Raw genomic sequence first — 26,009 nt, forward strand, 5'->3', positions numbered from 1 at the left:
ACCATGAAGCCTGCGCTTGCGCTGATCCTGCTTTCGGGCCTTGCGGCCTGCAGTGGCCCCGAACAACCGGTCGAGCATGTGTTTCGCTATCCCGCGACTGCGGCTGTGGCGGCGACCGGCTATCAGCCCGGCATCCGTTATGACGGCATGGCGCAGATCGTCGATTACCGCAATCATGCGCTGAACGAACCCGAGGAAGGCCAGCGCTGGCTGCTGGTTTCCGGCGCCTTTCTACTGACCCGCGCCGATGGGACGATCTTGCAGACGGTGCCCGCCACATATCGCGGGCGTTGACATGAAAAAGCGGCGGCCGGAAGTATTCCGACCGCCGTTAGTATCCCTAAGCCGCGTCCTAGTGCAGCAGGTCCGATGCCATGCCCAGCACCTGAACGATCTTCATGCTTTTCTGATCGACCAGCACCACGCGATCTTCGACCACGCGATAGGCGCGTCCGGTGTTGGGCTTGGCCAGATGGCGCTGTTCTGCTGTGTTCAGGCTGCGTCCGCCATGTATCGTCTCGCCACGTTTGGGGCCTTTGGACTTGGTATCGGCCTTTAGCTCGCTTTTGCAGACCTTTTGCGCCGCGCAATCCGGGGTCTGGTGCCCTGGCCCTGCAAGGGCGGGCGTGGACAGGATGTGGACCAGCACAAGTGCCGCCGAAATCGTCAGTCGTCTTGCCGTCAGCACAGTCATCAGCGGCGCTCCTGCATGGGGCCAAGGACCGAGAGGACGCGCCCGTCCTTTTTCCTGACAAGCGCCAGCTGGTCGCGGATCACGCGGTATTCCTGACCGCGCGGGGCGGCGCGCAGGTTGCCGTGCTTCTGCGGCTTGAAGACCCGGCCGTCGCGCGCGTCATCACCGATGCGCACTGCCTCCAGCTGGTTGGGGTGCGCTTCGCGACGCCCACCCTCAGCCGGCGGCGGGGCGTGACGGGCATCCTTGGGCTTGGGGCATTTCTTGTCGTGCTGGCGACATTCCGGCGGCGGGCCGTCAGGGCGCTGATCGGCAAAAGCGGCCTGACCGGCACCAAGCCCGGCCAAAGCCACGGTGGAAATCATCAAAAGGCGTTGCAGTTTCATCGCTGGCTCACTCGGGTTTAGGTTTGTTGAGATTGGGGGGTGTGGTGGTCCGGGCGGACGCGCCGCCCGGTTCGCTGCGTTCCAGGCGCGCGATCTGATCGGGCTCCAGAACGCCGCGCAGGGCTGCGGCGCCGTCCAGCAAGGCCTGCGCCTTGTCCGCACGGCGCAGCACGTCATGCGCCATGCGTTCCGAATGCAGGCTGGCTTTCGCATCAGGCTCAGCGGGCGGGGGTTCAAGAAACGCGATCAGGGCCTGACAATAAATCTGCCACGCTTCCTGCTGGGCGGGGGCAATGCCCAGATAGACCTGCGCTGCCGCCAGATGTGCCGCCAGTGCAATGCCCGGCGATTGGGGCAGGGGCATGTCAGGCCCTGCGGAGCGTATTGTTTCGGCGCGCTGTGCCTGCACTGCGACCGGAGCGGTCACGGCCCCGAGCGCAGCGGCGGCGACAATTGCGCTGATTGCAAATGTCTTCATATGACAAGCCTTCCGTCATTCATCCATGAAGACAGGGCTAGGGCCATTGCTTTGCCGTCATAGGTCTGGCGCGTGACGAAACCTTTCCATGCGGGCCGGATTTGTAACCCAGCGTTTCGGACCCACCGCCAGCAAAGTTTCGTCACAAATTTGGCGCAGCGCGGGGATGCGAAACCGGATAGAACGGTCGCGATCCCAGCCCCGGACCTGACGATGAACCATATCCTGATCGTCGATGACGATCCCGAAATCCGCAACCTGCTGCGCCGCTATCTTGAGGGGCAGGGTTTTCGCGTCTCGACCGCGGCCGACCGGCGCGAATGCGAAAGCCGGGTCGCGGATAGCAGCCCGGACCTGATCGTTCTGGACGTGATGCTGCCCGATGGCTCGGGTCTGGATATCTGCCGCAGCCTGCACGAACACCGTCCCGACCTGCGCGTGATCTTGTTGACCGCACTGAAAGAGGACGTGGACCGCATCATCGGGCTTGAACTGGGGGCAGATGATTATCTGGGAAAGCCCTTCAATCCCCGCGAACTGGTCGCGCGGATCAAGGCGGTGCTGCGCCGTCGCGGCCATGACGATGCACCCGCGCCGGAACACCGCATCTATGCCTTTGCCGGGTTCCGAGTCGATCCCAGTCAGCGCAACGTGCTGGCCGCCGACGGGACCGAAATTGAGCTGACCGGCGCGGAATTCGATCTGCTGCGCGTATTTCTGGACCGTCCCGGCAGGCTTTTGTCGCGCGACCAGCTTTTAGACCTGACGCAGGGCCGCGACCGCGATCCGCTGGATCGTTCTATCGACGTGCTGATGAGCAGGCTGCGCCGCAAGCTGGCCGAACGCGAACCCGCGGCAATCTTTCGTACGGTCAGAAATGGCGGCTATCAGCTTGCCGCGCCGGTCACGCATGAGGTGGCGCCGTGAACTCGTTACAGACGCGGATCGCCGTTTTGTTGATCGTGTCGATCTTCTCGGTTGTCATGCTGGCGACCTTCACCGCGACGCGCGTAATGCAGCCACCATCACCGCGCGCCACGATGGAGCCGGTGGCGCGGCAAATCCACATGACGCTGGCGCTGATGGGTCACGGCCAGCCGCAGGACCGCGACACCTTGCATCCCGAAGCCGCGCAAGGCGTTCCCGATCCCCGCATGACCGATTTCCTGCGCCGCGCGCTGATGTATACCGGCGAACCGCTTGAAGTGCAGGTGACGCGACGCGAGGGGCAGGAGTCGCTGACCGCATCCGTTCCTGCGGGCGACGATGGCTGGCTGGTCATGGAAATCCCCGACCTGTCGCCGCCACCCGGTCGCTGGAAGGTGCTTGCCCTGTGGCTGACGCTGATCGCTATCGGCAGCGCGGCGATCGCGATCCACGTCTCGCGCCGCCTGACGCGGCCCTTGCATCTTTTGGAAGGAGCGGCGGACCGTATCGGACCCGACGGGCTGATCGGCCATATTCCCGAAGCAGGCACGGCCGAAGTGCGCGCGGCGGCCAAGGCGCTGAACCGGCTGTCCGCGCAGCTTCGGCATGCGATGGAAAGCCGGATGCGGCTGGTCGCTGCGGCGGGGCACGACCTGCGCACACCGATGACCCGGATGCGCCTGCGCGCCGAATTCATCGAGGATGATACCGACCGCGCCAAATGGCTGGCCGATCTTGAGGAACTCGACTTGATCGCAGACAGCGCGATCCGGCTGGTGCGCGAGGAAATCGGCGCCGATGGGCTGGAGCAGGTGCGGCTGGATCGTATGCTGGGCGAGATATCCGACGAGTTGCGGATGCTGGGTCATCAGGTGACGCGCTCCGTGCTGCCGCCGGTCAGCGTGACGGTGGGGCCAATGGCGCTGAAACGTGCCCTGCGCAACCTGATTGCCAATGCCGCGACCCATGGTGGCGGAGCCGAACTTGCCATGACAATCGAGGGGCAGGATGCGGTCGTCCGTATTCTGGATCGCGGGCAGGGCATCCCCGAGGATTTGCTGGATCGTGTCTTTGAGCCGTTTTTCCGTGTCGATCAGGCCCGTCGCAAGGTCTTTCCCGGCGCGGGTCTGGGTCTTGCCATCGCGCGCGAGATAATTGAACGTTTCGGCGGCCATATCCTGATCCGCAATCGTCAGGGTGGTGGCTTGGAGCAGGTCTGCCGTCTGCCTTGCGCAGGTATGGCGCTGGGGTGATGTGTCCGGGAACGCTGGGCTAACAGCGGGCGCTAAGCTGCTGCCTGTTTCGAGTAGCGCCGATGCGGGTTCAAAGCGCTCCACGTAGTCAAAGACGTTCGTGTGCCTTTCGTCGCGGGTCTGATAGACTTTGCGGGTTGCCGGTTCCAGCTTCAGCCTTGAGAGGAGGCGATCCGTTGCTGACCCTCACCATGATCAATCGGACCGGTGGTTTTGCCATGGCTCGATCCCGGATGTTACCTGCGTGTCAGCCAGAAGCGGGGGAACAAGGCGACCTTGACGGAAGGCTGTGCTGGCGAACCGACAGAGCCAGCAGAGATCATCCGGCACAAGCCATCCCGCCGCGATGGCTTCCTGTTCGCTGCAGAACCAAGGCTTTCCTTTCGCGAGATTAATTCTGGTCTTGGAACGGGCCATCGACGATGGCGTGCGAGATATTCGTACCCTTGGCCGATATATTTCCCCTGATCGAAAAATTCTTGGGGCGCAACCGGCGCGGCCCATCCAATTTGACAGATACAGTTGCCAAATAGCCTGAAACTTTAACCTCAGACGTGTCAGTTTCAGCGGCAGAACATGCCCCACGGCTAGGCCCGCATTATGAGATTCAGCCCAGAATATTTTCGGCAAACAGGTTTTGCAGGCGAGTGGGTTCCCACCCTTTGCGGTGGATCAGCCAGACCGTGCGGGGGGCGCCGATTATCAGCATTGGCAATGAGGCGAAATCCTTAAGTCCGTAATCCGTGCCTGTCGCAAGCACGGTGAACAGCGCCAGATAATCGCTTTGCGCCAGCCGCCGCCCGGTCCATTCTGTCGAAACGGTTTCAACCGAAAAGATCGGCGGCTCAAGCCCTGCTTGGCTGAAAGTATCACGAAACGCCTGCGCCGCGCCGGTTTCTGCAGGCGGCCCGACCCAAGGGTAACGCGCAAGTTCTGCCAGCGAGCGCGGCGCACCCTGCATCAGCGGATGATCCTGTCGACAGAAAACGCGCGTGACCGTCTGACCCAGCGCCAGCCCCTCTATATCTGGGGGGATGCCGTCGCGCACGGTGGTACATACATAATCCAGCCGCCCCGATCGCAGAGCGTCCAGCATTTCTTCATACCCATCACGCAGAACGCGAAATATACCGTTTGGCGCGGTCTGGACGGTGCGCAGGATCGCCGTCGGCACCAGATCGGCAGCAGTGGCGCGCACCACGCCGATTTCCACCGCGCCGCCGATGCTGCCCAGCCTGTCCCACACCTGCGTATAGGCGGCGTGCAATTCCGCCAGCGCCGCACCGACCAGCGTGCCAAAGACCTTGCCGTCCGATGTCAGCTCCAGCCCAAACCGCGAAGGGTTGACCAACGGCCGGGCCATCACCGCCTCAAGGTTGGTGATCGAACGGCGCAGCGTATCGGGCTGGCGTCCCAGTCGTTCCGATGTGGACCGGAGCGTGCCGTATTGGCGCAGCGTGGCAATGGCGCGCAGCTGGCTGCTGGTCAGGCGTTCCAGCACATGCATCATTGGCTGTCCGGTCGCCTCGGGGCTTTGGATCCGCATCAGCGCGCGGCCCAGCAGAATCGGCAATACGTTTTTGCGTCCGTATCTTTCAGGTATCTGCCGAAATTGCAGCGCGCGCACGGCCTTTCAGCGGGCCGAGCGACGCCAAGTGCTTACGCATGAATTCCGACGCATCTTCGTTTCGACCCTGCAGGACCAGATACAGCAACTCCACATGTTCGATGCAGCGTTCTCGGGCGATGTCACGGTCCAGCATCTGGCGATAGTCGATCAGGCGGCGCAGTCGGTCCACGCGTTTCAGCGCGTCGATGAAAAAGATGTTCTGACTGCATTCTATGACCGATTCGTGCATCCCGCTGTTCAATTCGAACAGTTTTGCATCCGGCACTGTCCATATACCGCCTTCGACCAGCCAGCGCTGCTCGGAAAGGCGGCTTTCCAATGCTTGACGGTTCAACTCGAATCGCGGCTCCAGCAGGGCAGCGGGTTCGATCAACTGGCGAAAGCGATAGCTGTCTCGATATGCCTCAAGCGAGGTAAGGACGGGCAGGAATTCCCAGCCGTGACCCGGTAGCCGCTCGATCCAACCCTCCAAAGCCATGCGCCGCAAAAGTTTGGTCAGGCGGCCTTTTGTCAGGTCGTAACGGCGTTGAAATTCGCTCTCCGTGATCCGCTCGGGCAGGCGACCGGACACGCGGTCATCGGCGATCTGAAGATAGATTTTTTCATCCTCATCCACTTCGGCAGTGGGCGAATTGAAATCTTCGGCCGCAGCGACATCGATCAACCGATAGCCGCTACGATCCCCGGAGACGAGGACGCCGGCATCCTCCAGCTGCTTCAGCGCGGCCCGAACGGGTGAACGCGAGACACGAAACTGTTCTGCCAGTTTGCGTTCCGTCAGCCGATCACCCGGCTGCAGTCCGTCTGCGCTGATATGTGCCGCGATCTGGCTGACAAGGGTGTTGGCAAGGTTGGTCATGATGCACCGACTGATTTCCCAAAGAAATGGCATGCATAAAGCCTGCTGCCAAGTCATGTGGCATTTTTGTATTGCAAAAAACCGAATCGGGGAATATTTGGCATTTATAGACGGTAAAAGACCACATGGGAGGGGTCGCGCCGGACAGCCGCCGGAATTCCGGCCTGCTTGCCGCCCGCTCTCAACTAACAACAAGGATGAACGACGTGCGCCTTCTGGTTCTGCCCGGAGATGGGATCGGCCCCGAGATCACCGAAGCGACGCTGTCGGTGCTGGATCAGGCCGACCGGAAATTCGGCCTTGGCCTACAGATTGAACAGGCCGATATCGGTCTGAAATCGCTGGCCGAACAAGGCACGACCCTGCCCGACGCGGTGATGAAGCGCATCCCCGAGGTCGATGGCGTGATCCTTGGACCGGTGTCGCACTACGACTATCCAACCCGCGACAAGGGCGGCATCAACCCCTCGGGCGAGCTGCGCGTCAAGTTCGAGCTGTTCGCGAACGTGCGGCCCTGCAAGTCGCGGCCCGACCTGACCGTGCTGCGTAAGCCGATGGACCTGATCATCGTGCGCGAGAACACCGAAGGCTTCTATTCCGACCGCAACATGTTCGCAGGCACGGGCGAATTCATGCCCGATCCCGACATGGCGCTGTCGGTGCGCAAGATCACGGCCCGCGCCTCGCACAATGTCGCCAAGGCGGCGTTCGAGCTGGCACGCGGTCGCCGCAAAAAGGTCACCGCCGTTCACAAGGCCAACGTGGTCAAGCTGTCCGACGGGCTGTTCCTGCGCGAAGTCCGCAAGGTTGCTGCCGAATACCCGGATGTGCAGCTTGAGGAACTGATCGTCGATGCCACCGCCGCGCTGCTGATCCGCAAGCCCGACGCCTTCGACGTCATCGTCACCACCAACATGTTTGGCGACATCCTGTCGGATGAGGCCTCGGAACTGTGCGGCAGCCTTGGGCTGGGCGGCTCGATCAACCAGGGCGCGGATGTCTGCGTGGCGCAGGCGCAGCATGGTTCGGCCCCCGACATTCAGGGGCAGGGCAAGGCCAATCCGACCTCGCTGATCCTGTCCGCCGCGATGCTTTTGGATTTCCTTGGCACCAAGCACGACAAACCGGCGCTGAACGACGCCGCCCGCGCCATCGAGGCTGCGATCGAAAGCGTGCTGGACCAACCCGAAAGCCGCACCGCCGATCTGGGTGGCAAGCTGGGCACGTCGGCATTCACCGATGCAGTGATCACTGCGCTGGCCAACGCCTGACCTATCGGGTGGCCCTTGATGGGCCATCTTAACCACGGTCCGGGAGGGGACCAAAAGGGAGGAATGAACATGACCGATTTGACGCGTCGCGCCTTTGGTGTCCTGCTTGCAGGCACGGCTGCCGCAGCCATGATCCCCGCCAGTGCGCGGGCCGAGGCGATGTTGTCTTCGCTGGAACTTCTGGCGCCGTCCAGCCCCGGTTCGGGCTATGACCAGCTGGCTCGTGCCGTGCAGGGCGTGTTGCAGTCCAAGGGACTGGTTTCGGCGGTCGAGGTGGTGAACGTCGCGGGCGGCGGTGGAACCGTGGGCCTGGCGCAATTCGTGACCACGCGTCCGCGCAAACCTACCGCGCTGATCGTCGGCTTTGCGCTGGTCGGCGGGGTGCTTTCGACCCAGTCGGCGGTCACGCTGAAGGATGTGACGCCCATCGCCCGCCTGATGGGCGACGTGGACGCCATCGTGGTGCCCGCCAGCTCCGACATCAAGACGCTGGCCGATCTGGTCGCCAAGCTGAAGGAAAATCCCGGTGCGGTGTCTTGGGCCGGTGGCTCGATCGGCGGGGTGGACCATGTGACGGCCGGGCTGTTTGCTAAAGCGGCAGGCGTCGATCCGACCGCGATCAACTATGTCGTCCATGCAGGCGGCGGCGAGGTTCTGGCCTCGGTTCTGGGTGGTCATGCGACGGTCGGGATTTCCGGCTATGAGGAATTCCGCGCGCAGGTGGACAGCGGCGATTTGCGCGCGCTGGCCGTGTCCGGCGAAACCCGGATCGAGGGTGTAGACGTCCCGACCTTCAAGGAATCCGGCATTGATCTGGCAGTGCAGAACTGGCGCGGCATCGTCGCCAATCCCCGCATGAAGGATGCCGACCGCGACGCGCTGACGGCAGCCATCGCCGAGATGGTCAAATCTCCCGAATGGGCCGAGGCGCTGAAGACACGCGGCTGGATCGACAGCTATCAGCCCGCCGATGAATTCGGCGCCTTCCTGACCGAGGAAACCACCCGCATCGGGCAAGCCCTCAAGGACGCAGGCGTGCTCTGATGGCGGGCGAGGGGGGACCTGTCATGTCATCGCCGCATCGCCTGCATCTGGCGGAACTGGTTCCGGGCATTTTTTGCCTGGGACTGGGCGGCTATATGCTGTTCGACGTGGCCAGCCGGCCGTCGATCGCCACCAAGGCGGCCGTCGGACCTGGCCTGTTTCCGGCGCTGATGGGCGGGGGCCTGCTGCTGGTCGGTCTGCGCCTGTGCTATGAGGCATGGGTGCTGCGCGGGCAGGGCGAGCCCTTCCCCGAATTGGACCTGCGGGCTGCGTTTCAGGGGGCCGTCGCGTTATTGCTGATGATCCTGACGCTGGAATGGCTGGGCTGGATCATCGCCGGGTCGCTGATGTATGCGACCGTCGCCCATGCCTTCGGCGAACGCCGCGTGCTGCGTTCGTTGATCCTGGGCGTGATCCTGACTGCCGCGACCTTCGTTCTGTTTGACCGCGGCCTTGATCTGGCGCTGCCCATCGGCACGGTCGTCGAGCAGGTCCTGATGCATTTCGGCGTCGAGATCTAAGGGGGCGATGATGGAAACCTTCAACGCCCTCATGCACGGCTTTTCGGTTGCCACGACCATGGGCAATCTTGGCTGGTGCTTCCTTGGTGTCGTCCTTAGCACGGCCATCGGGGTTCTGCCCGGCATCGGGCCCGCGCTGACCGTGGCACTGCTGCTGCCCGTGACCTATGGGATGGAACCCGCCTCGGCGTTCATCATGTTCGCGGGCATCTATTACGGCGCGATGTATGGCGGCTCGACCACCTCGATCCTGCTGAACACGCCCGGCGAAAGCGCGTCCATCGTCACGGCGCTGGACGGCCATGCGATGGCGCGGCAGGGACGCGGCGCGCAGGCGCTGGCCACCGCAGCCATCGGCTCATTCGTCGCGGGCACGATCGCCACCATCGCGCTGACCTTTGTGGCCCCGCTGATGGTCAAGCTGGCGCTTCTCTTCGGCCCTGCGGACTATTTCGCGCTGATGGTGCTGGCGCTGACCACGGTGACGGCGGTTCTGGGCAATTCCCTGTCGCGCGGTCTTGCAAGCCTGCTGTTCGGGCTGGCGCTGGGGCTGGTCGGGATTGATCTGCAAACCGGGCAGGCGCGATTCACGCTGGGCATTCCCGAACTGCTGGACGGCATCGACGTGGTCGTCGTCGCGGTTGGCCTGTTCGCAGTGGGCGAGACGCTGTTCACCCTTGCCCGCCACCGCTACGAGACCGAGGAAATCTATGCCCTCAAAGGCTCGAAATGGATGAGCCGAGAGGACTGGCGGCGGTCGTGGAAGCCGTGGTTGCGCGGCACGGCGCTGGGTTTCCCGATCGGCGCGCTGCCTGCGGGCGGATCGGAAATCCCGACCTTCCTGTCCTATCTGACCGAAAAGCGCCTGTCCAAGAATCCCGAGGAATTCGGCAAGGGCGCAATCGAGGCCGTCGCCGGACCCGAGGCCGCCAATAACGCATCGGCTGCCGGGGTGCTGGCCCCGCTGCTGGCGCTGGGTCTGCCCACCTCGGCCACGGCGGCGATCATGCTGGCGGCATTCCAGCAATATGGCATCCAGCCCGGCCCGACGCTGTTCGACAAGCAGCCGGAACTGGTCTGGGGCCTGATCGCCAGCCTGTATATCGGCAACCTGATGCTGCTGATCCTGAACCTGCCGCTGGTCGGCGTCTGGGTCAAAGTTCTGACGGTTCCCCGGCCGTGGCTTTATGCAGGTATCCTGCTGTTCGCGACGATGGGCGCCTATACGCTGAACAACAACATCACCGATGTGGTCCTGTTGTGGATCATCGGGATCATCGGCTTTGGGATGCGCTGCTTCTCGGTCCCGGTGGCGCCTTGCATCGTCGGTCTGATCCTTGGCCCGCTGGCCGAGCAGCAATTCCGACGTGCGCTGACCATCAGCCAAGGCGATGCGACCGTCTTTCTGACCCAGCCCCTGTCGCTGTCGCTGCTGATTATCGCAGCCCTGTTGGTGATCCTGCCCTTTATCCTTCGCCGCCGCAGAAGTGCCGCATGAATACGGAGCCGACTATGACCCAGACCTTTACCCCCGAAGCGTTGCAGGAATTTGCCCAAGCCATGTTCGTATCAGCGGGCATGCGCGACGCTGATGCAGCCATCATCGCGGGCGATCTGGTCAAGGCGAACCTGCGCGGCATCGACAGTCATGGAGTGTCGCGCATACCGATGTATCTGGAGCGACTGCGTCACGGGCTGGTCAATCCGCGTCCCGTGGTTCAGGTCGAAAAGGTGGCGGGCGCGGTGGCCCATGTCGATGGCGATAATGGCATGGGCTTTATCCCGTCGCATATCGCGATGGATACGGCCTGCGATCTGGCCGCCGATATGGGGATCGGTCTGGTCGGCGTGCATCGTTCCACCCATTTCGGCATGGGGGCGTGCTATGCGCTGCGCGCGATCGAACGGGGTTACATCTCGCTGATCTTCACCAACTCGTCGCCCGCGATCCCGATGTGGGGCGGGCGCACGACCTTTCTTGGGGCCAGCCCCATCGCGGCGGGCATTCCGGGCGGCAAATATCCGCCCTATGTCATGGACATGGCGATGACCGTCATCGCGCGCGGCAAGATCCGGCTGGCCGCGATGAAGGGCGACCCAATCCCCGAAGGTCTGGCGCTGGACGTGGACGGCCACCCGACCACCGACGCGGCCAAAGCATTCGAAGGGGTCTGCCTGCCATTTGGCGGCGTCAAAGGCTCGGTCCTTGGGACGCTGATGGATCTGATGTCGGGCGTGCTGACCGGGGCGAATTTCGGCGGTGACGTCAAGTCGCTGTATTTCGACCATTCCGAACCGCAGAATGTCGGCCACTTGTTCTTTGCCATCAAGCCCGACCTGTTCATGTCGCTGACCGATTTCGGCGCGCGCATGGACACGTTCTATGAACGGATCAAGGAACTGCCCCGTGCGGCCGGCGTCGATGAGATCATGCTGCCCGGCGAACCCGAGGAACGCCGCGAGGCGCAGCGCCGCCGCGATGGCATCCCCGTCACAGACAATGTGATTGCCGACCTGACCGCCGAAGGCGCGCGCTTGGGCATCAGCTTTCCGCAGGCCGCGTGATGAACCGGCTGTCCGCCCATATCGGCTATCTTTATGCCGACCTGCCGCTGGCCGAACGGCTGGCGGCGGCGGCGCATGACGGCTTTACCGCGGTCGAACATCCCGGCCCCTATGACATCCCCGCGCCGCAGATGCGCCAACGCCTGAATGATCTGGGTCTGACGTTTGCACAGATCACCTCGGGCATGGGCGGGCCGGGCGAAAAGGGGCTGGCCTGCCTGCCGGGCCGCGAGACCGAGTTTCGCGCAGGTTTCCAGCGCGCATTGGACTATGCCCAGCAGATCGGCTGCCCGTTCGTCCATCCGATGGCGGGCGTGGTGCAGGGCAGTTGGCTGGATGCTGCCGGAACCTATCAGGCCAATCTGGGCTGGGCGCTGGAACAGGCCGACGCCGCGGGGATGCGTGTTCTGATCGAGGCGATCACCATCCCCGGCTATTTCATGGGCACGTTGGAGGCCGCGGCAAAGACACAGGACGCCTTCGCAGGCCGTCCGGCGCTGCTGATCGACAGCTATCATGCCGCCGTTCTGGATACCGACCCCGCGCAATGGATTGCAGCCAATGCGGCGCGGATCGGGCATGTCCATATGGCCGACCATCCGGGGCGGCACGAACCGGGCACGGGCCGGATCGACTTTGCCGCCATGCTTTCGGCGCTGCAGGCCGCGGGCTACGGCGGCGCCATCGGCTTTGAATACATCCCCAGCATTACGACGACGGAAAGCACGCGCTTTCTGGCGGGCTGGAAGCGTCTCCTCCCCGACGCTTCCGGCATGAACCAAGGAGCCTGAGATGACGCAGATCACATCCATCAACCCGGCGACCGGCGCGCCGATCAAAAGCTTTGCTTTGCAAGACGCCGCAGCGGTCGATGCCGCGCTGGAAGCGGCGGCCAAGGCGCAGCGCGAATGGCGGCTGGTTCCCATCGCCGAGCGCGTCAAGCTGCTGACCCGCATCGCGCAGGTGCTACGTGCAGACAAGGCGCGTTACGCCGAAATGATCGTGCGCGAGATGGGCAAGCCCTTGGCCGAAGCCGAAGGCGAGATCGAGAAATGCGCCTATAACTGCGACTTCTATGCCGAACATGCGCCGCAATATCTGGCCGATGAACCCATGCCGAACCCTGCCGCCGAAACGGTGGTCGAATTCGATCCGCTGGGCGTCGTGCTGGCGATCATGCCGTGGAACTATCCGTTCTGGCAGTATTTCCGCTTTGCCGCCCCGGCCTTGGCCGCAGGCAATGGTGCGATCCTGAAACATGCCAACAATGTGCCGGAATGTGCGCTGGCCGTGCAGGAAGTCATGGAAAAGGCAGGCACCCCCGTCGGTCTGACCGCGACGCTGCTGATCGACAACTCGCAAGTCGCGGGCATCATCGCGGATGACCGGATTGCCGCGGTGACGCTGACCGGCTCGACCCAGGTGGGCGCGATTGTCGCGGCACAGGCGGGCACGGCGCTGAAAAAGCAGGTGCTGGAACTGGGCGGTTCGGACCCGTTCATCGTGCTGGCAGATGCTGATCTGGAAGCTGCGGCCGAAGTCGCGATCAAGGCGCGCTACATCAATGTGGGCCAGTCCTGCGTCAACGCCAAACGCTTCATCGTCGAGGAAGCCGTGGCCGAGCGGTTCACCGCGCTGTTCGTGGAAAAGGCGGCGGCGCTGAAAGTGGGCGACCCGATGGAGCGCGACACGAGGATCGGCCCGATGGCGCGCGGCAACCTGCGCGACACGCTGCACGATCAGGTGCTGCGTTCCGTTGCCGAAGGGGCCGAGTTGAAGCTGGGCGGCTCGCCGATCGAAGGCGATGGTTTCTATTACCCGCCGACCGTTCTGGACAATGTGAAACCCGGCATGGTCGCCTTTGTCGAGGAGACCTTTGGCCCCGTCGCCGCGATCATCCGCGCGCGCGATGCCGAACATGCCGTTCAGATGGCCAATGACAGCGAATACGGTCTTGGCTGCGCGCTTTGGACCGGTGACGCGGTGCGCGGTCGCGAACTGGCGCGCCGCATCGACGCGGGCGCGGTGTTCATCAACGGCATGACCGCATCCGACCCGCGCTATCCGTTCGGGGGCATCAAGCGTTCGGGCTATGGCCGCGAGCTGGGCGTCTACGGCATCCGCGAATTCGTCAACATCAAGACCGTCTGGACCGGTCCTGCCAAGTGAGGTGAGAACATGGCTGAACCTGCCATCCTTCGTCCGTCCGAATTGAAGACCAACGACCGTGGCGGTGGTGCGCGCACCACGCCTTTGGTCACGCGCAGCTGCGGCTCGACCAGCATGATCAATGGAATAACTGCTTTTGATCCGGGCGCGGCCATCGGCATGCACATGCACAATTGCGAAGAAAGCGTCATGGTCATCGAAGGTCAGGCCATCGCCGAGATCGACGGCGTTCAGCACCACCTGAACACCAACGACACGACATGGATTCCGGCGAATATCCCGCATCGCTTCATCAACGCGACCGATAAGCCGATGCGCATCTTCTGGACCTACGCGACCATCGACGCCACCCGCACGATGATCGCGACCGGCGAAACCCGCACCATCGACGCGGAACACGGCAAGGGCTGACCTGCCTGCCATCCTGCACAGCCATAGCCGGGCGGCGTCTGCGTCGCCCGGACCAATCCCTTATGTCCGGAGTCTGCCATGTTCGTGGAAATCGCCGAAATCACCGTCACCGATCCTGAACGCTTTGAAGCCGCCGTGGCCGAGGCGAAACCCTATTTCCTGCGCGCCAAGGGCTGCCACGGGGTGCGTCTGCACCGTGTCGTGGAAACGCCCGACGTCTATCGGCTGGTCGTGAAATGGGAAACGGTCGAGGACCATACCGTGACCTTCCGCAACTCGGACGACTTCCAGGAGTGGCGGCGTCTCGCGTCACCCTTTTTCGCGCAGCCGCCGAAGGTCACGCATTCGCGTGATGTGCTGGCCTGACCACACAGACCTGCGGCGCAATCCGCAAAAGAGCCTACACCAAAGGGAGATAACCAGTGACCACTCTACTTGCCTATTCCATGATTGCGGTCTTCATGGCCTCGATCATGTCAGGGCGCCTATCCGCTTTGATCGCCCTGATCCTGGTCCCTTTGGCCTTCGCCACGTTGAGCGGTTATCTTCCTGTCGTGCCCGACATGATGATCGACGGCATTCGTTCGATCGCGCCGACCGGCGTGCTGTTGATGTTCGCCATCCTGTATTTCGGCCTGATGATTGATGTCGGCCTGTTCGACCCCATCGTCCGGCGGGTGATCCGCATATCCCATGGCGACCCGATGCGGGTTGTGGTGGGCACGGCAATCCTGTCGTCCATCATCTCGCTGGATGGGGATGGTTCGACCACCTACATGCTTTGCGTGACGGCCATGATGCCTATGCATCGCCGGTTGGGGATCAATCCGCTGATCCTGCCCGCGATGATCCTGATGCCGAACGCCATCATGAACATCATGCCCTGGGGTGGCCCCAGTGCCCGCGCGATGGCGGCGCTGAACGTCGATGCGGGACAGGTCGTCGTCCCACTGCTGCCCGCGATGGCGCTGGCGACCTTGGGTGTGCTTGGCATCGCCTATTTCATGGGCCTGCGTGAACGCGCCCGCATCGGCAAGCTGACCATGCCGCAGGACCGCGTAGCCGCGGGTGAGGAATTCGCCAATCCCGATCCCAGCGTTCAGCCTGCGACGGGATGGCGCGCGGGCTTCAACATCGCGTTGACCGTCGGTCTGATGTGCATGCTTGTCATCGACATCGCACCGCTGCCGATCCTGTTCATGATCGCCTTTGGCATCGCGATCACCGTCAACTTCCCGAATATTGCCGATCAGCGCGAACGGATCGCCTCGCACGCACCCAGCGCGCTGGCTGTGTCGTCGGTGATCTTTGCGGCGGGCGTCTTTACCGGCATCCTGAACGGCACCGGCATGACCGATGCGCTGGCGCAAAGCATCCTTTACATCATCCCCGAAGGCCATGGCGACTGGCTGCCGCTGATTACCGCGATCGCCTCGGCGCCGTTCACCTTCTTCCTGTCCAATGACGCCTTTTACTTCGGGGTGGTTCCGGTTCTGGCGCAGGCCGCTGCGGCCCATGACATTCCGCCCGAAGTGATCGCCCGTGCGTCGCTGGTGGGACAGCCGCTGCACCAGCTTAGCCCGCTTGTGCCGTCGCTGTACCTGCTGATGGGGCTGGCCAAGGTCGAGCTGGGCGAATTCCTGCGCTTTACCGTGAAATGGGCGCTGATCCCCTGCCTGCTGATGCTGCTGGGCACGGTCCTGACCGGCGTGATCCCCTTGCCGCAAGGCCTTGGCTTCTGAAAACACAGCAGGGCGAATGACCATGTCCCAATCGTCGATCTTGCGCCAGTCACTGACCTTGATCATCGCGACGGCAGGTCTCGTCACGTTTCTTTTGCTTGATCTGCCGCTGCCGTTTCTGTTCGGCCCGATGGCAGGTTGTCTGGTCGGTGCGCTGCTTGGCGCACCGCTGAAAGGGCTGGGACAGGTATCGGTCGGCGCGCGGACGGTGCTTGGCGTGGCCATCGGCACCTCGATCACCCCGGCGCTGGTGGCGAAGCTGCCGACCATGGCGCTGTCGGTGATGCTGGTGCCGGTCTATATCGTCATCATCGCGCTGATCGGAGTGCCGTTCTTTCGCAAGGTCTGCGGCTTCGATCCGATCACCGCGTTTTATGCCGCGATGCCCGGCGGGTCGGCGGATATGACCGTGCTGGGACAGGAAGCGGGTGCGAATGTGCGACAGCTTTCGCTGGTGCATGTCACGCGGCTGCTGGTCATCATGACCGTCGCGCCCATCCTTCTGACCCAGCTTTACGGCGTCAGCCTGACCAATCCGCTGGGTGCTGCTGCTGCCGATCTGCCGCTGCATGAAATGGGCATCATGGTGCTGGTTGCCCTGATCGGCTGGAAAGGGGGCGAGCGGATCGGCCTGTTCGGGGCCGCAATCCTTGGTCCGCTGTTTCTGTCCGCGGTCCTGTCGCTGTCCGACGTGCTGCACACGCGCCCCCCGCGCGAGGTGCTGCTGGCGGCGCAGTTCCTGATCGGCACGGGCATCGGCGCCAGCTATGCCGGTGTCACATTGCGCGAATTGCGCCATACCGTTTTTTCTGGTGCGGCCTTTGTGCTGATCCTTGCGGCACTGGCCGCGATCTTTACCGAATTCGTGACGCTGACCGGTCTTGCCCCGGCGGTCGAGGGCTTTCTGGCTTTCGCGCCAGGCGGTCAGGCGGAAATGGCCATGCTGGCCATCGTTGCCGGGGCCGATCTGGGTTTTGTCGTGATCCACCATCTGACGCGGATCTTTATCGTCATCCTTGGGACGCCGCTGATCGCGCGTTTCACGATCCAGAAATCCACCAAATCGGAGAGCAGAAAATGACCGCAATCTGCGATACGCATGTCCATATCTTCGATCCGAAGAATTTTCCCTATGCGGCGGGCCGGGCCTATACGCCGCCACGCGCGCTGCTGCCCGAACTGCGCGCGAACATGGCCTTGCTGAATGCGGGCCGCTGCGTGCTGGTGCAGCCCAGCGTTTATGGCACCGACAATGCCTGCTTGCTGGACGGGTTGCGCAGCCTTGGCGCTGCGGCGCGTGGTGTCGCGGTGATCGACCCGCTTGCCACCACCGATAAGGAACTGGCAGACCTGCATGCCGCGGGCGTCCGCGCGGTTCGCGTCAACTTTGAGGACCGCCAAGGCGGAGCTCCGGTCGATAAGATCGAGGTTATCAGGGCCACGGCAAACCGCGTCGCCAGTGGTGGCATGGCGGTTCAGCTATATGTGGATCTGCACACGGCGGCGCAGGTCGTGGACCTGTCATGCTTTGGCGACGGCTGCCGATCCTTGACCATTTTGCGGGGTTCAAGGTCGGCAACGGGACTGCCGACCCGGCATTTAAGCGGCTGATCGCGGCCTTGGGTGAAGGCCGGGCCTGCGTCAAGCTGTCTGCGCCTTACCGTGTCGGCTCGACCGATCCGAACTATGCCGACCTGCGCCCTGCCGCCGAGGCGATGATCCAGGCGGCCCCTGCACACATGGTCTGGGCGTCAGACTGGCCCCATACCGGCGGCGGGGCGGATCGTGCCAAGCGCGGCCCCGAAGCCATCGAGCCATTCCGCCAGATCGACGACGCGTCCGACCTGCAGCGCCTGCGCATATGGGCGGGCAGCGAGGCCCTGTCCACAGCCATCCTTTCGCACAATCCGGCGCGAATTTTCGACTTTCCCGCATTCGGCTGAATGCGATCTTTCTTGGGGGAAACATGACCCATATGACCGACACGCCCGCGCACCGGGCCGACGCATCGGGCCGCAATGCCTGGAAAAGACTGATGGACCATGATCTGGGGATCATTCCCCTGCCGATCTATGCTCTGCTGGTCGTGGTGTTGGCGGCCTTTACTATGATGGGCAAGATCAAGGGCGATCTGGCCTTCGTCATCGGCATCATGGCCGCCTTTGCCTTTACGCTGGGCGAAATCGGCAAGCGCATGCCCATCGTGTGCAATATCGGCGGGGCGGCGGTCGTTGTGACCTTCGTGCCGTCCTATCTGGCCTATCGCGGCTGGATCCCCGAGCAGATGACTTCGGTGGTCGAGACCTTCTTCAAATCCACCGGCGTGCTTTACGTCTTTATCGCAGCGGTCATCGTCGGCTCGATCCTAAGCATGGAACGCGAGACGCTGATTAAGGGCTTCATGAAGGTTTTCGTGCCGCTTTTCGTCGGTTCTATCTGCGCGGCGGCGGTGGGCACGACGGTCGGAACGCTGCTGGGCCTTGGCACGTGGGACACGTTCTTTTTCATCGTCGCGCCGATCATGGCGGGCGGTGTTGGCGAAGGTGCGATCCCGCTTTCGGTCGGCTATCACGGCATCACGGGAATGGATCAGGGCGAGATTCTGGCCCGCGTGATGCCCGCGATCCTTGTCGGCAACCTGACGGCCATCATCTGCGCGGGTGCGCTAAACTCTTTGGGTCGCCGCCGTCCGCACCTGACGGGCGAGGGCAAGCTGCAACCCACCGGCGATGACGACCTGCTGGCCGGGACCGAGGTAAAGGCTGACGGCAATGTCCAGAACATCGCCGCTGCCGGGATGATCGCGGTCACGCTTTACCTGACCGGCGCGCTGGCGCAGCAACTGTTCGCCTTTCCCGCGCCTGTGGTGATGCTGGCGCTGGCCGTCGCGCTGAAGCTGTTTCACGGCATCACGCCGCGCCTGCAATCGGGTTCCTATACCGTCTACAAGTTCTGCCTGACCGCAATCGCCTATCCCATGCTGTTTGCCTTCGGCATCGTGCTGACGCCTTGGGAAAAACTGGTCGAGGGTTTTGCACCGGCCAACCTGATCACCATCGTCGTCACGGTGATCACGATGACTGCATCCGGGTATCTCACGGCACGCCTGGTCAAACTTTATCCGATCGAGGCCGCGATCGTCACCAGCACGCATAGCGGCATGGGCGGGGCAGGGGATATCGCTATCCTGTCGGCATCGAACCGGATGATGCTGATGCCCTTTGCCCAGATTGCCACGCGCATCGGCGGCGGCATCACGGTCGCGGTGGCGCTGATCCTGATGACGCTTTTGGTCTGATGACAACCGGGGCTGGACGTATGACTGCGCCCGGCCCCGATCCTTTGGTTTGCAGGTCCGGTTACTGCGCGAAATGCCCGATCATGTAGCTTTCCGACCCGATCTGCGTCACACGCCCGACGGGCTTGTGCTGCTTCAGATCGACGATCCAGACCATGCTGGAATTAGGTCCGTTCTTTGGCGGCGCGCCAGTGATCGCGGCATATTGCCCATCGGGCGTGATTGCGATGCCGCGCGGGCGCGACGGATCGTCTGAGCCGGTTTCCAGCGGAATACGCGCGACCGTGGCATCCTGCCCGGCGACCGCGCGGCCGACATCGATGATGTCGATATTGTTGGTGCGAAAATTCGTCGTCACGATCTGCGTGCCGTCCGGCGTGAAGGCCGCGACGAAGGGGCGCGACGGTTCGTTTGCGTCATCGGTGCCGACCCGGATGCGCGCGACTTCGGCGCTGGCCGGGTCCGCACCCGCTTTTTCGACGTCGATGATCGAGATGGTGTTGGCTTCGCGACCATCGCGCGGATCCTCGCGCGATGCATGGGCCACCAGCTTCCCATCGGGTGACGTGGTGATGCCAAAGCCGCCCGCCTGCACCGGAATACGTCCGATTTCGGCCCCGTCCTCGGCTGCAAGTGCGCGCTGGATGTCGATAACCGACACGTCATTCGAGCCACCGTTGGCAGTAAAGATCAGGCCTTGCGGCCCGCCCAGCGGCGATGCGGTGACGCCGTTCGTATCAGGATAGCAACCAAAGCGCGGATCGGGGGCGGAACGCGCCAGCTCCGTCGGCGGGCAACCTTCGCCGCTGCCGACAGCCTGCGCAACGCGGTGCGTGACCTTGCCTGCGGCCAGATCGATGATGTTGATGTGATGGCCGCCATCCTCGAACCCCTCGGCCTCGGCATGGGCCAGCGCGGCATGTGTGCCGCCGGGCAGCAGGGCAAAGCCCGTGGCCCCAAAGCCCTGACTGTCGATCCAGCCTTGAACGGCGTGCAGCGTTTCGTTCGCTTCCGGGTCCAGCGCCTTGGTCAGATCGACCACTGTCACCGACCCCGCATGACCATGCTGGAATTCCTCGGCCTCGGCTGCCGGGGTCTGGCCGGAATGGTTCGAGATATAGGCGCGTTGGTGATCTGGCGCGATGGTGACGATGATGGGCTGACCGCTGGCAATCTGGGTCTGGCCGTCGACCTGGATATCGGGCGTGACCCGCAGCCGATTCACCACCGCATTGGGCGTGCCGTCATTGGCCGGGTCGATGGCCTTTTCCAGGTCAATGACCAGCACCACATTGTCCCAGCGGCCGCTGGCCAGAAAATAGTCCTTGGCCATCACGGGACCTGTCATTGCTGTTGCGGCTAGCAACGTAATCCGGATCAGTCGTAACATTGCTTCTCCTCCTTCTCCTGCCTCCCCGCAAGAGCTATGCCGGGATGCGGCCCCGGCGTCCGCCTTCATTCCTGATGCAAAGCTTGATCCAGCACGCGGGCCACATGGATTGCTTCGCGCCCGGTGCCGTCATGGATCTGATGGCGGCAACTGGTCCCGTCTGCGACGATCAGGTCACCTTTCCCTGCCTTGCGCACGGCGGGCAGCAGCGACAGGTCGGCCATCTTCTTGGACACATCGATATTCTCGGCGGCATAGCCGAAGGCGCCCGACATGCCACAGCACGAGGATTCGATGGGCTGGACCTGCAACCCCGGAACGGCGCGCAGGACCGTTTCGACCGGGCCCATCGCCGCAAAGGCCTTTTGGTGGCAATGGCCGTGCAGATGGGCGGTGCGGCCTTGCTGATCGGCCAAGGGCAGCGTGACCGCGCCGGATTTCAGATCTGCGGCCAGGGCTTCTTCGAACATCAACGCCTTGCCTTGGATGAAACCCGTCTCCGCAGCTGGCAGCAGCGCGGTCATTTCATCGCGAAAGCTCATGATGCAGGACGGTTCAAGCCCGATGACGCGGGCGCCGCGTTCGACAAAGGGGCGCAGCGCGTCCAGCGACCGCCGTGCCTCGGCCCGCGCGGCGTCGGTCTGACCCGAGGCAAGATAGGTCCGCCCGCAGCACATCGGACGCCCGCCTGCCTCGACCCGGTGCAGGCGGTAACCGGCGGCGCGCAGCACACGTTCGGCAGCCTCAAGGTTCTCACGTTCAAAATAGCGATTGAAGGTGTCGCCAAACAGAACCAGATCGCGGCCATCGCCCTGCACATCCCGCGGGCGGGCAGGGGCGTCGGTGGGACGCCACGGGCGACGCCATTTCGGTAGCGTGCGCTGCGCCGAAAAGCCCAGCATCCGTTCCGACAACCGCGCGACGAAGGGGATGCGGTCGCGCAGGTTCAAAAGCGGGGCCAGCCAGCTGGCATAGCGGGCATAGCGCGGTAGATGTGCGATCAGCTTTTCACGCAGAGGCAGGCCGTGCTTGGCGTAATAGTGGTGCAGAAACTCGACCTTCATCCGCGCCATGTCCACGCCGGTCGGGCAGTCCCGCTTGCAGCCCTTGCAGGACACGCACAAATCCATCGTCGCCTTCATGTCGGCCGAGGTGAAGGCATCCGGCCCCAGCTGCCCCGAGATCGCCAGCCGCAGGGTATTCGCCCGGCCCCGCGTCACGTGCTGTTCGTCTAGGGTCGCGCGATAGGATGGGCACATGGTTCCGCCCGCAAGCTTGCGGCAGGTGCCGTTATTGTTGCACATCTCGACCGCGCCATTCAGGCCGCCCCAGTCGGACCAGTCCAGCGCCGTCTGCTGCGGCTGGATCGGGGCATAGCCCGGCGCAAAGCGCATCAGGCTGCGATCATCCATGCGCAGCGGGCGCACGATCTTGCCGGGGTTCAGGCGATTTTGCGGGTCGAACGCATCCTTCACCGCCTCGAACGCGCGGGTCAGTTTTGCACCGAACATCGGTTCCACGAATTCCGACCGGGAAATTCCATCGCCATGCTCGCCCGAGAACGACCCCTTGTAGCGGCGCACCAGATCGGCGGTTTCCTCGGCGATTTCGCGCATCTTGCGCACACCGTCTTCGGTCTTCATGTTCAGGATCGGGCGCACATGCAGACACCCGACCGAGGCATGGGCATACCATGTGCCCACTGTGCCGTGCTTGCTGAACACTTCGGTCACGGCATCGGTGTAATCGGCCAGATGTTCCAGCGGAACGGCGCAATCCTCGATGAAGGACACGGGCTTTCCGTCGCCCTTCATCGACATCATGATGTTCAGGCAGGCCTCGCGGACCTCCCAGACGGGCTTTTGGCGGGCGGGTTCGACCACCTCGACCACGGCGTCCGGAAAGCCGTAATCGGACATGCATTGGTCCAGCCGCTTCAGGTCGTTCTTTAGCGCGTCAAGATCGTTGCCCGCGAATTCGACCAGCAGCAGGCAATTGGGTTGCCCGCGCGTGATGTCCCCCAGCGTCTTGACGAACAACGGGATATCGGCACCCAGCACCAGCACGTTGTTATCGACCAGCTCGACCGCCACTGGGTCCAGCGCGACGATATGCTGCGTCGTTTCCATCGCGGCGCGGAAATTCGGGAAATGGCACACGCCCATGACGCGGTGCCGGGGCAGGGGTGACAGTTTCAGCGTGACGCCGGTGGTAAGGGCCAACGTGCCTTCGGACCCGACCAGCAGCCGCGCGAAATTCGGATCATCCGGCAGCAATTCGTCCAGATTATAGCCGCCGACGCGGCGCTGGACCTTGGGGAAAATGCTTTCGATATCCGCGCGATGCTGGCGGGCCATCGCCGTCAGTTGCCCGATCATCTGCTGGGCATTGCTTGATGCATGGCCCGCGCCCAATGAAAACGCGGTGCCGTCATGCAGCATGGCGTCGATGGCCAGGACATTGTCGACCGTTTTGCCAAACCGAAGCGACCGCGCCCCGGACGAGTTGTTGCCGCACATGCCCCCGATGGTGCAACGCGATGCGGTCGATGGCTCGACCGGGAAAAACAGCCCGTCCTTGCGCAGATGATCGTTCAGCGTGTTCAGGACCGTGCCGGGGCGCACACGAACGGTTCTGGCGGCCGGGTCGTAATCGGTAATGCCGCCGAAGGACCGCGACAGGTCCAGCACCAGCCCGCGCCCGATGGGCTGGCCATTTTGCGACGTGCCGCCACCGCGCGCGATGACGGGCGTGTCGTGGCGGGCGGCGATCTCCAGCGCGGCGGCGATATCGGCTTCGTCCTTGGGGAAGGCCACGCCGCGGGGCATGATCTGATAGATCGAGGCATCCGTGGCATAGCGCCCGCGCGTGAAGTCATCAAAATGAACCTCGCCCTGCAAGGTGCCGCGCAGATCGGCTTCAAGCGAGCGGGACCGGGCGGCGCTCTGGGCAGCGGGGGGCAGGCGGTGCGGGTTGGGGGCGTTCATCTGGCGACACTTTCTGGCTGGGGGCCGAAAATGGCGCGGCCCTTTAACTGGGATAGGCCGGGGCTTGGGGTCGACGCGCAGAAGGTCGCAGTCCATCGTCCCGCCAATCGACATATGCGATGGCAGGGCTATGCCAGCGGCATCTGGGCGCTCGCGCCCACAACGCGTCTGGCGATGTCGCGGTCAGTCCTCCCTCGCGCCCGGCCTCCGCTGCCCGGCACGTCTTAGGGAAAGGTTATGTCGATCCAAAAATGAATTCAATAATTGAATTCATTTTTTACATCACGCCTGACCAAGGTTTCGCAGCACTGCTGTTTTGGTGCTGCGCAGATGCGAAAACAGGATCGTCGCCATCTCATCGCCGGCGCGGCGACGCAGTGCGTCCAGCATCAGTTCGTGTTCGCGAACGGCCGCGCTCCAACGTGTGCCGTTGCTGTCAAGGTTGGCGGCATAGCGCACGCGCCGCAGTCGGGCCAGAAGGATGCGTGAACTGGCGGTCAGCGCGCCATTTCGCGCGGCAGACAGGATCGCTTCATGAATCTGCTGGTTGCAGGTGAAATAGCCATGCCGGTCGCCGCGCAGGAAAAACGCATACATGCTGCGGTGCAACTCTTCGATATGGGTGAACTCCTCGGCGGTCATGCGCTCGCAGGCCAGTCGCCCCGCCAAGGCCTCAAGACCCGCCATCAGGTCGAAAAGCTCGTCTATATCCGCCGGACCAAGCGCCTTGATGCGCGCGCCGCGATTGGGCAAAAGCTCGATCAGCCCTTCCGAGGCCAGAACCTTAAGCGCCTCTCGCAGAGGGGTGCGAGAGATGCCGAATTCCTCGCATAATTCACGCTCCGGCACGCGTGCGCCATCACGCAGATGTCCTTCGACAACGTAATCACGCAGCCGGGTGACGATTTCGCCGTGTAGCGTTGCCGGTCGCGAGGTCCGTGCGGGTTCTTCAGTTTCGATGTGATTCATGCGCCTTGACCGATCTGCCATCGGGTAAGGATAGGTCGGATTGCATGAAAGACAACGACGATGGCAGAAAAAGAATTCAATTTACCAGATTGGCCAGAAGTGAATTCAGTTTCTGAGAATATGATTGGTCCGTTCAAGTTGCTTGCTGACAGCGTCCAGCTTGTTTTGCAAATGCAGACGCAGGGTCTGCGCCAGTTTCACCCCGTCTCTGGCCGTCAACTGGGTGATGATCTGTTCATGCTCCTCGACCGCGCGTGCCCAGCGTTCCGGCGTCATGTTCGCGACATAGCGGGCGCGTTGGACGCGGGCCGATAGCGAGCGGTGATGCGCGCTCAGCGTCGGGTTCTTGGCCACGGCCAGCAATGCTTCGTGAATGGCCTGGTTGGCGTCGAAATAGCTGTCCAGATCGCCTTTCTGATAATGGCTCAGCATCCCGTCATGCAGTTCGCGGATATGGGCGAGTTCTTCGGGCGTGATGCGTGCGCAGGCAAGCTCTCCGGCCAGCGCCTCAAGTGCGCCAAGAACCGGAAACACCTCGTCCAGATCTTGCTTGGTGATCAGGCTGACACGGGCGCCGCGGTTCGGTTCAAGCACGACCAGCCCGTCATTGGCCAGAACCTTCAATGCTTCGCGCAAAGGCGTGCGGGAAACGGAATATTGTTCGCAAAGTTCTTTCTCCGGGACCTTCACGCCTGGCGGCAGATGGCCGTGGATGATCAGATCGCGAAGCGTCTGTGTCAGCTCCTCGTGCAGGCTTTTGCGTCGCAGATCCTTGATAGGTCCCGGTAGATAGCTCATTAATTCAACGTCCCGGCGAATGTTTCAGAAGTTTAGCATCGCAAGACCCGAATGTGCCAGCGGCTTCACTGCCTTCAGCCACCATCGGCCTCTAGCCCGGCTGCCTCGATCGCATGAATGGCGCAGGCTTCGTCATTGTCCGAGCTGTCGCCGGTGATGCCGATGGCGCCGATGATGCTGCCCTGATGTTTGATCAAGACGCCGCCCGGCACCGGGACCAGTTTACCATCGGCCAGAGCGTTCATGGCCTGAATGAAATAGGGCTGTTCCTGCGCACGCTGATAAAGCGATCGCGAGCCCAGGCCCATCGCGATGGCCCCATAGGCCTTGGATTGTGCAATTTCCGGGCGCATCAGGCTGGTGCCGTCTTGACGCAGCAGCACCTTCAGCTGACCGGCCGCGTCGAGGACAGCGATTGTCAGCGGTTTCAGCCCCATTTCAGCAGCTCGAGTCAGGCAAGCTTGCGCAAGCGTCTGTGCAATATTCAGATCGATTTCCATATGGTCTCTCATGCCCGTGGTCAGACCTCCACTTCCAGCGCGACGCCTTTTTCCTTGGCGATCTGTGTGACTTTTGCGGCGACGGCGAGGTCTTGCAGGCCGACGCCGGTGCCGTCG

Annotated in this window: 27 protein-coding genes; 17 read left to right on the plus strand and 10 right to left on the minus strand. The window is 62.9% G+C overall.

The window, feature by feature from the left end:
• Positions 1–3: 3 nt before the first annotated feature.
• A complete protein-coding gene (locus FN835_RS16705) occupies positions 4–294 on the plus strand; it encodes an RcnB family protein (RefSeq protein WP_185958727.1) in 291 nt (96 codons plus the stop codon).
• A gap of 58 nt (positions 295–352) precedes the next feature.
• Here FN835_RS16705 and FN835_RS16710 read toward each other — a convergent pair whose 3' ends face one another.
• From FN835_RS16710 to FN835_RS16720, 3 genes are read right to left on the minus strand one after another with little or no spacing between them, the layout of a single operon-like run.
• Positions 353–694 carry a hypothetical protein gene (locus FN835_RS16710; RefSeq protein WP_142664372.1) on the minus strand — a complete coding sequence of 114 codons (342 nt, stop codon included), beginning with the start codon at positions 692–694 and terminating at the stop codon, positions 353–355.
• Positions 694–1,080 (minus strand): hypothetical protein, encoded by a 387-nt coding sequence (locus FN835_RS16715; protein WP_142664373.1) that lies wholly within the window; start codon positions 1,078–1,080, stop codon positions 694–696. The genes FN835_RS16710 and FN835_RS16715 overlap by 1 nt, the downstream gene beginning before the upstream one ends.
• A gap of 7 nt (positions 1,081–1,087) precedes the next feature.
• Positions 1,088–1,558: a hypothetical protein gene (locus tag FN835_RS16720; RefSeq protein WP_142664374.1), complete on the minus strand. Its 471-nt coding sequence runs from the start codon at positions 1,556–1,558 to the stop codon at positions 1,088–1,090.
• Between the two features lie 213 nt (positions 1,559–1,771).
• On the opposite strand from FN835_RS16720, the gene FN835_RS16725 reads away from it, so the two are divergent.
• Positions 1,772–2,485: a response regulator gene (locus FN835_RS16725; protein WP_142664375.1), complete on the plus strand. Its 714-nt coding sequence runs from the start codon at positions 1,772–1,774 to the stop codon at positions 2,483–2,485.
• Positions 2,482–3,738 carry an ATP-binding protein gene (locus FN835_RS16730; protein ID WP_142664376.1) on the plus strand — a complete coding sequence of 419 codons (1,257 nt, stop codon included), beginning with the start codon at positions 2,482–2,484 and terminating at the stop codon, positions 3,736–3,738. Before FN835_RS16725 ends, FN835_RS16730 begins: the two co-directional genes overlap by 4 nt.
• 607 nt (positions 3,739–4,345) lie before the next feature.
• Here FN835_RS16730 and FN835_RS16735 read toward each other — a convergent pair.
• Together FN835_RS16735 and FN835_RS16740 are read right to left on the minus strand one after the other, a co-directional pair.
• A complete protein-coding gene (locus FN835_RS16735; protein ID WP_142664377.1) occupies positions 4,346–5,311 on the minus strand; it encodes a LysR family transcriptional regulator in 966 nt (321 codons plus the stop codon).
• 22 nt (positions 5,312–5,333) lie between these two features.
• Entirely contained in the window at positions 5,334–6,227 is an 894-nt protein-coding gene (locus tag FN835_RS16740) for a GntR family transcriptional regulator (protein WP_142664378.1), read from the minus strand.
• A gap of 206 nt (positions 6,228–6,433) precedes the next feature.
• Here FN835_RS16740 and FN835_RS16745 point away from each other — a divergent pair, with 206 nt between their 5' ends.
• The 14 genes from FN835_RS16745 to FN835_RS16810 all read left to right on the plus strand — a co-directional run bounded on the left by FN835_RS16745 (position 6,434) and on the right by FN835_RS16810 (position 19,248).
• A complete protein-coding gene (locus tag FN835_RS16745; RefSeq protein ID WP_142664379.1) occupies positions 6,434–7,498 on the plus strand; it encodes an isocitrate/isopropylmalate dehydrogenase family protein in 1,065 nt (354 codons plus the stop codon).
• Positions 7,499–7,567: 69 nt separating this feature from the next.
• A complete protein-coding gene (locus tag FN835_RS16750) occupies positions 7,568–8,542 on the plus strand; it encodes a Bug family tripartite tricarboxylate transporter substrate binding protein (protein ID WP_142664380.1) in 975 nt (324 codons plus the stop codon).
• Positions 8,543–8,565: 23 nt separating this feature from the next.
• Positions 8,566–9,063 (plus strand): tripartite tricarboxylate transporter TctB family protein, encoded by a 498-nt coding sequence (locus FN835_RS16755; RefSeq protein WP_185958728.1) that lies wholly within the window; start codon positions 8,566–8,568, stop codon positions 9,061–9,063.
• A 10-nt stretch (positions 9,064–9,073) separates the two neighbouring features.
• Positions 9,074–10,561, plus strand: a complete 1,488-nt coding sequence (locus FN835_RS16760; protein ID WP_142664382.1) for a tripartite tricarboxylate transporter permease — start codon at positions 9,074–9,076, stop codon at positions 10,559–10,561.
• 14 nt (positions 10,562–10,575) lie between these two features.
• Positions 10,576–11,628 carry an Ldh family oxidoreductase gene (locus FN835_RS16765; RefSeq protein ID WP_142664383.1) on the plus strand — a complete coding sequence of 351 codons (1,053 nt, stop codon included), beginning with the start codon at positions 10,576–10,578 and terminating at the stop codon, positions 11,626–11,628.
• On the plus strand, positions 11,628–12,419 hold the full coding sequence (locus FN835_RS16770) for a hydroxypyruvate isomerase family protein (RefSeq protein WP_142664384.1): 792 nt from the start codon (positions 11,628–11,630) through the stop codon (positions 12,417–12,419). Before FN835_RS16765 ends, FN835_RS16770 begins: the two co-directional genes overlap by 1 nt.
• Before the next feature lies 1 nt (position 12,420).
• The gene (locus FN835_RS16775) at positions 12,421–13,797 is read left to right on the plus strand and encodes an NAD-dependent succinate-semialdehyde dehydrogenase (RefSeq protein WP_142664385.1); all 1,377 of its coding nucleotides are present in this window, start codon (positions 12,421–12,423) and stop codon (positions 13,795–13,797) included.
• A 9-nt stretch (positions 13,798–13,806) separates the two neighbouring features.
• Positions 13,807–14,208 (plus strand): cupin domain-containing protein, encoded by a 402-nt coding sequence (locus tag FN835_RS16780; protein ID WP_142664386.1) that lies wholly within the window; start codon positions 13,807–13,809, stop codon positions 14,206–14,208.
• Between the two features lie 78 nt (positions 14,209–14,286).
• Positions 14,287–14,574, plus strand: a complete 288-nt coding sequence (locus FN835_RS16785; protein WP_142664387.1) for an antibiotic biosynthesis monooxygenase family protein — start codon at positions 14,287–14,289, stop codon at positions 14,572–14,574.
• A gap of 56 nt (positions 14,575–14,630) precedes the next feature.
• Entirely contained in the window at positions 14,631–15,950 is a 1,320-nt protein-coding gene (locus tag FN835_RS16790; RefSeq protein ID WP_142664388.1) for a CitMHS family transporter, read from the plus strand.
• A gap of 22 nt (positions 15,951–15,972) precedes the next feature.
• Positions 15,973–17,031 (plus strand): AbrB family transcriptional regulator, encoded by a 1,059-nt coding sequence (locus FN835_RS16795; protein ID WP_142664399.1) that lies wholly within the window; start codon positions 15,973–15,975, stop codon positions 17,029–17,031.
• Positions 17,028–17,561 carry an amidohydrolase family protein gene (locus FN835_RS16800; protein ID WP_142664389.1) on the plus strand — a complete coding sequence of 178 codons (534 nt, stop codon included), beginning with the start codon at positions 17,028–17,030 and terminating at the stop codon, positions 17,559–17,561. Before FN835_RS16795 ends, FN835_RS16800 begins: the two co-directional genes overlap by 4 nt.
• A complete protein-coding gene (locus FN835_RS16805) occupies positions 17,474–17,893 on the plus strand; it encodes an amidohydrolase family protein (RefSeq protein ID WP_142664390.1) in 420 nt (139 codons plus the stop codon). Before FN835_RS16800 ends, FN835_RS16805 begins: the two co-directional genes overlap by 88 nt.
• Positions 17,894–17,916: 23 nt before the next feature.
• The gene (locus FN835_RS16810) at positions 17,917–19,248 is read left to right on the plus strand and encodes a 2-hydroxycarboxylate transporter family protein (protein ID WP_221930456.1); all 1,332 of its coding nucleotides are present in this window, start codon (positions 17,917–17,919) and stop codon (positions 19,246–19,248) included.
• Positions 19,249–19,309: 61 nt separating this feature from the next.
• Here FN835_RS16810 and FN835_RS16815 read toward each other — a convergent pair whose 3' ends face one another.
• From FN835_RS16815 to FN835_RS16835, 5 genes are all read right to left on the minus strand, one after another.
• Positions 19,310–20,581, minus strand: coding sequence for a YncE family protein (locus FN835_RS16815; protein ID WP_142664391.1), 1,272 nt, complete (start codon positions 20,579–20,581; stop codon positions 19,310–19,312).
• Between the two features lie 122 nt (positions 20,582–20,703).
• Positions 20,704–23,625, minus strand: a complete 2,922-nt coding sequence (locus FN835_RS16820; RefSeq protein ID WP_142664392.1) for an FAD-binding and (Fe-S)-binding domain-containing protein — start codon at positions 23,623–23,625, stop codon at positions 20,704–20,706.
• A 282-nt stretch (positions 23,626–23,907) separates the two neighbouring features.
• The gene (locus tag FN835_RS16825; RefSeq protein ID WP_221930457.1) at positions 23,908–24,594 is read right to left on the minus strand and encodes a GntR family transcriptional regulator; all 687 of its coding nucleotides are present in this window, start codon (positions 24,592–24,594) and stop codon (positions 23,908–23,910) included.
• Between the two features lie 105 nt (positions 24,595–24,699).
• Positions 24,700–25,392: a GntR family transcriptional regulator gene (locus FN835_RS16830; RefSeq protein WP_142664394.1), complete on the minus strand. Its 693-nt coding sequence runs from the start codon at positions 25,390–25,392 to the stop codon at positions 24,700–24,702.
• Between the two features lie 74 nt (positions 25,393–25,466).
• A complete protein-coding gene (locus FN835_RS16835; protein WP_142664395.1) occupies positions 25,467–25,892 on the minus strand; it encodes a GlcG/HbpS family heme-binding protein in 426 nt (141 codons plus the stop codon).
• Positions 25,893–26,009: the final 117 nt, after the last annotated feature.

Origin of the sequence: Paracoccus laeviglucosivorans (assembly GCF_900182695.1) — a bacterium.
GTDB classification, from domain to species: Bacteria; Pseudomonadota; Alphaproteobacteria; order Rhodobacterales; family Rhodobacteraceae; genus Paracoccus; species Paracoccus laeviglucosivorans.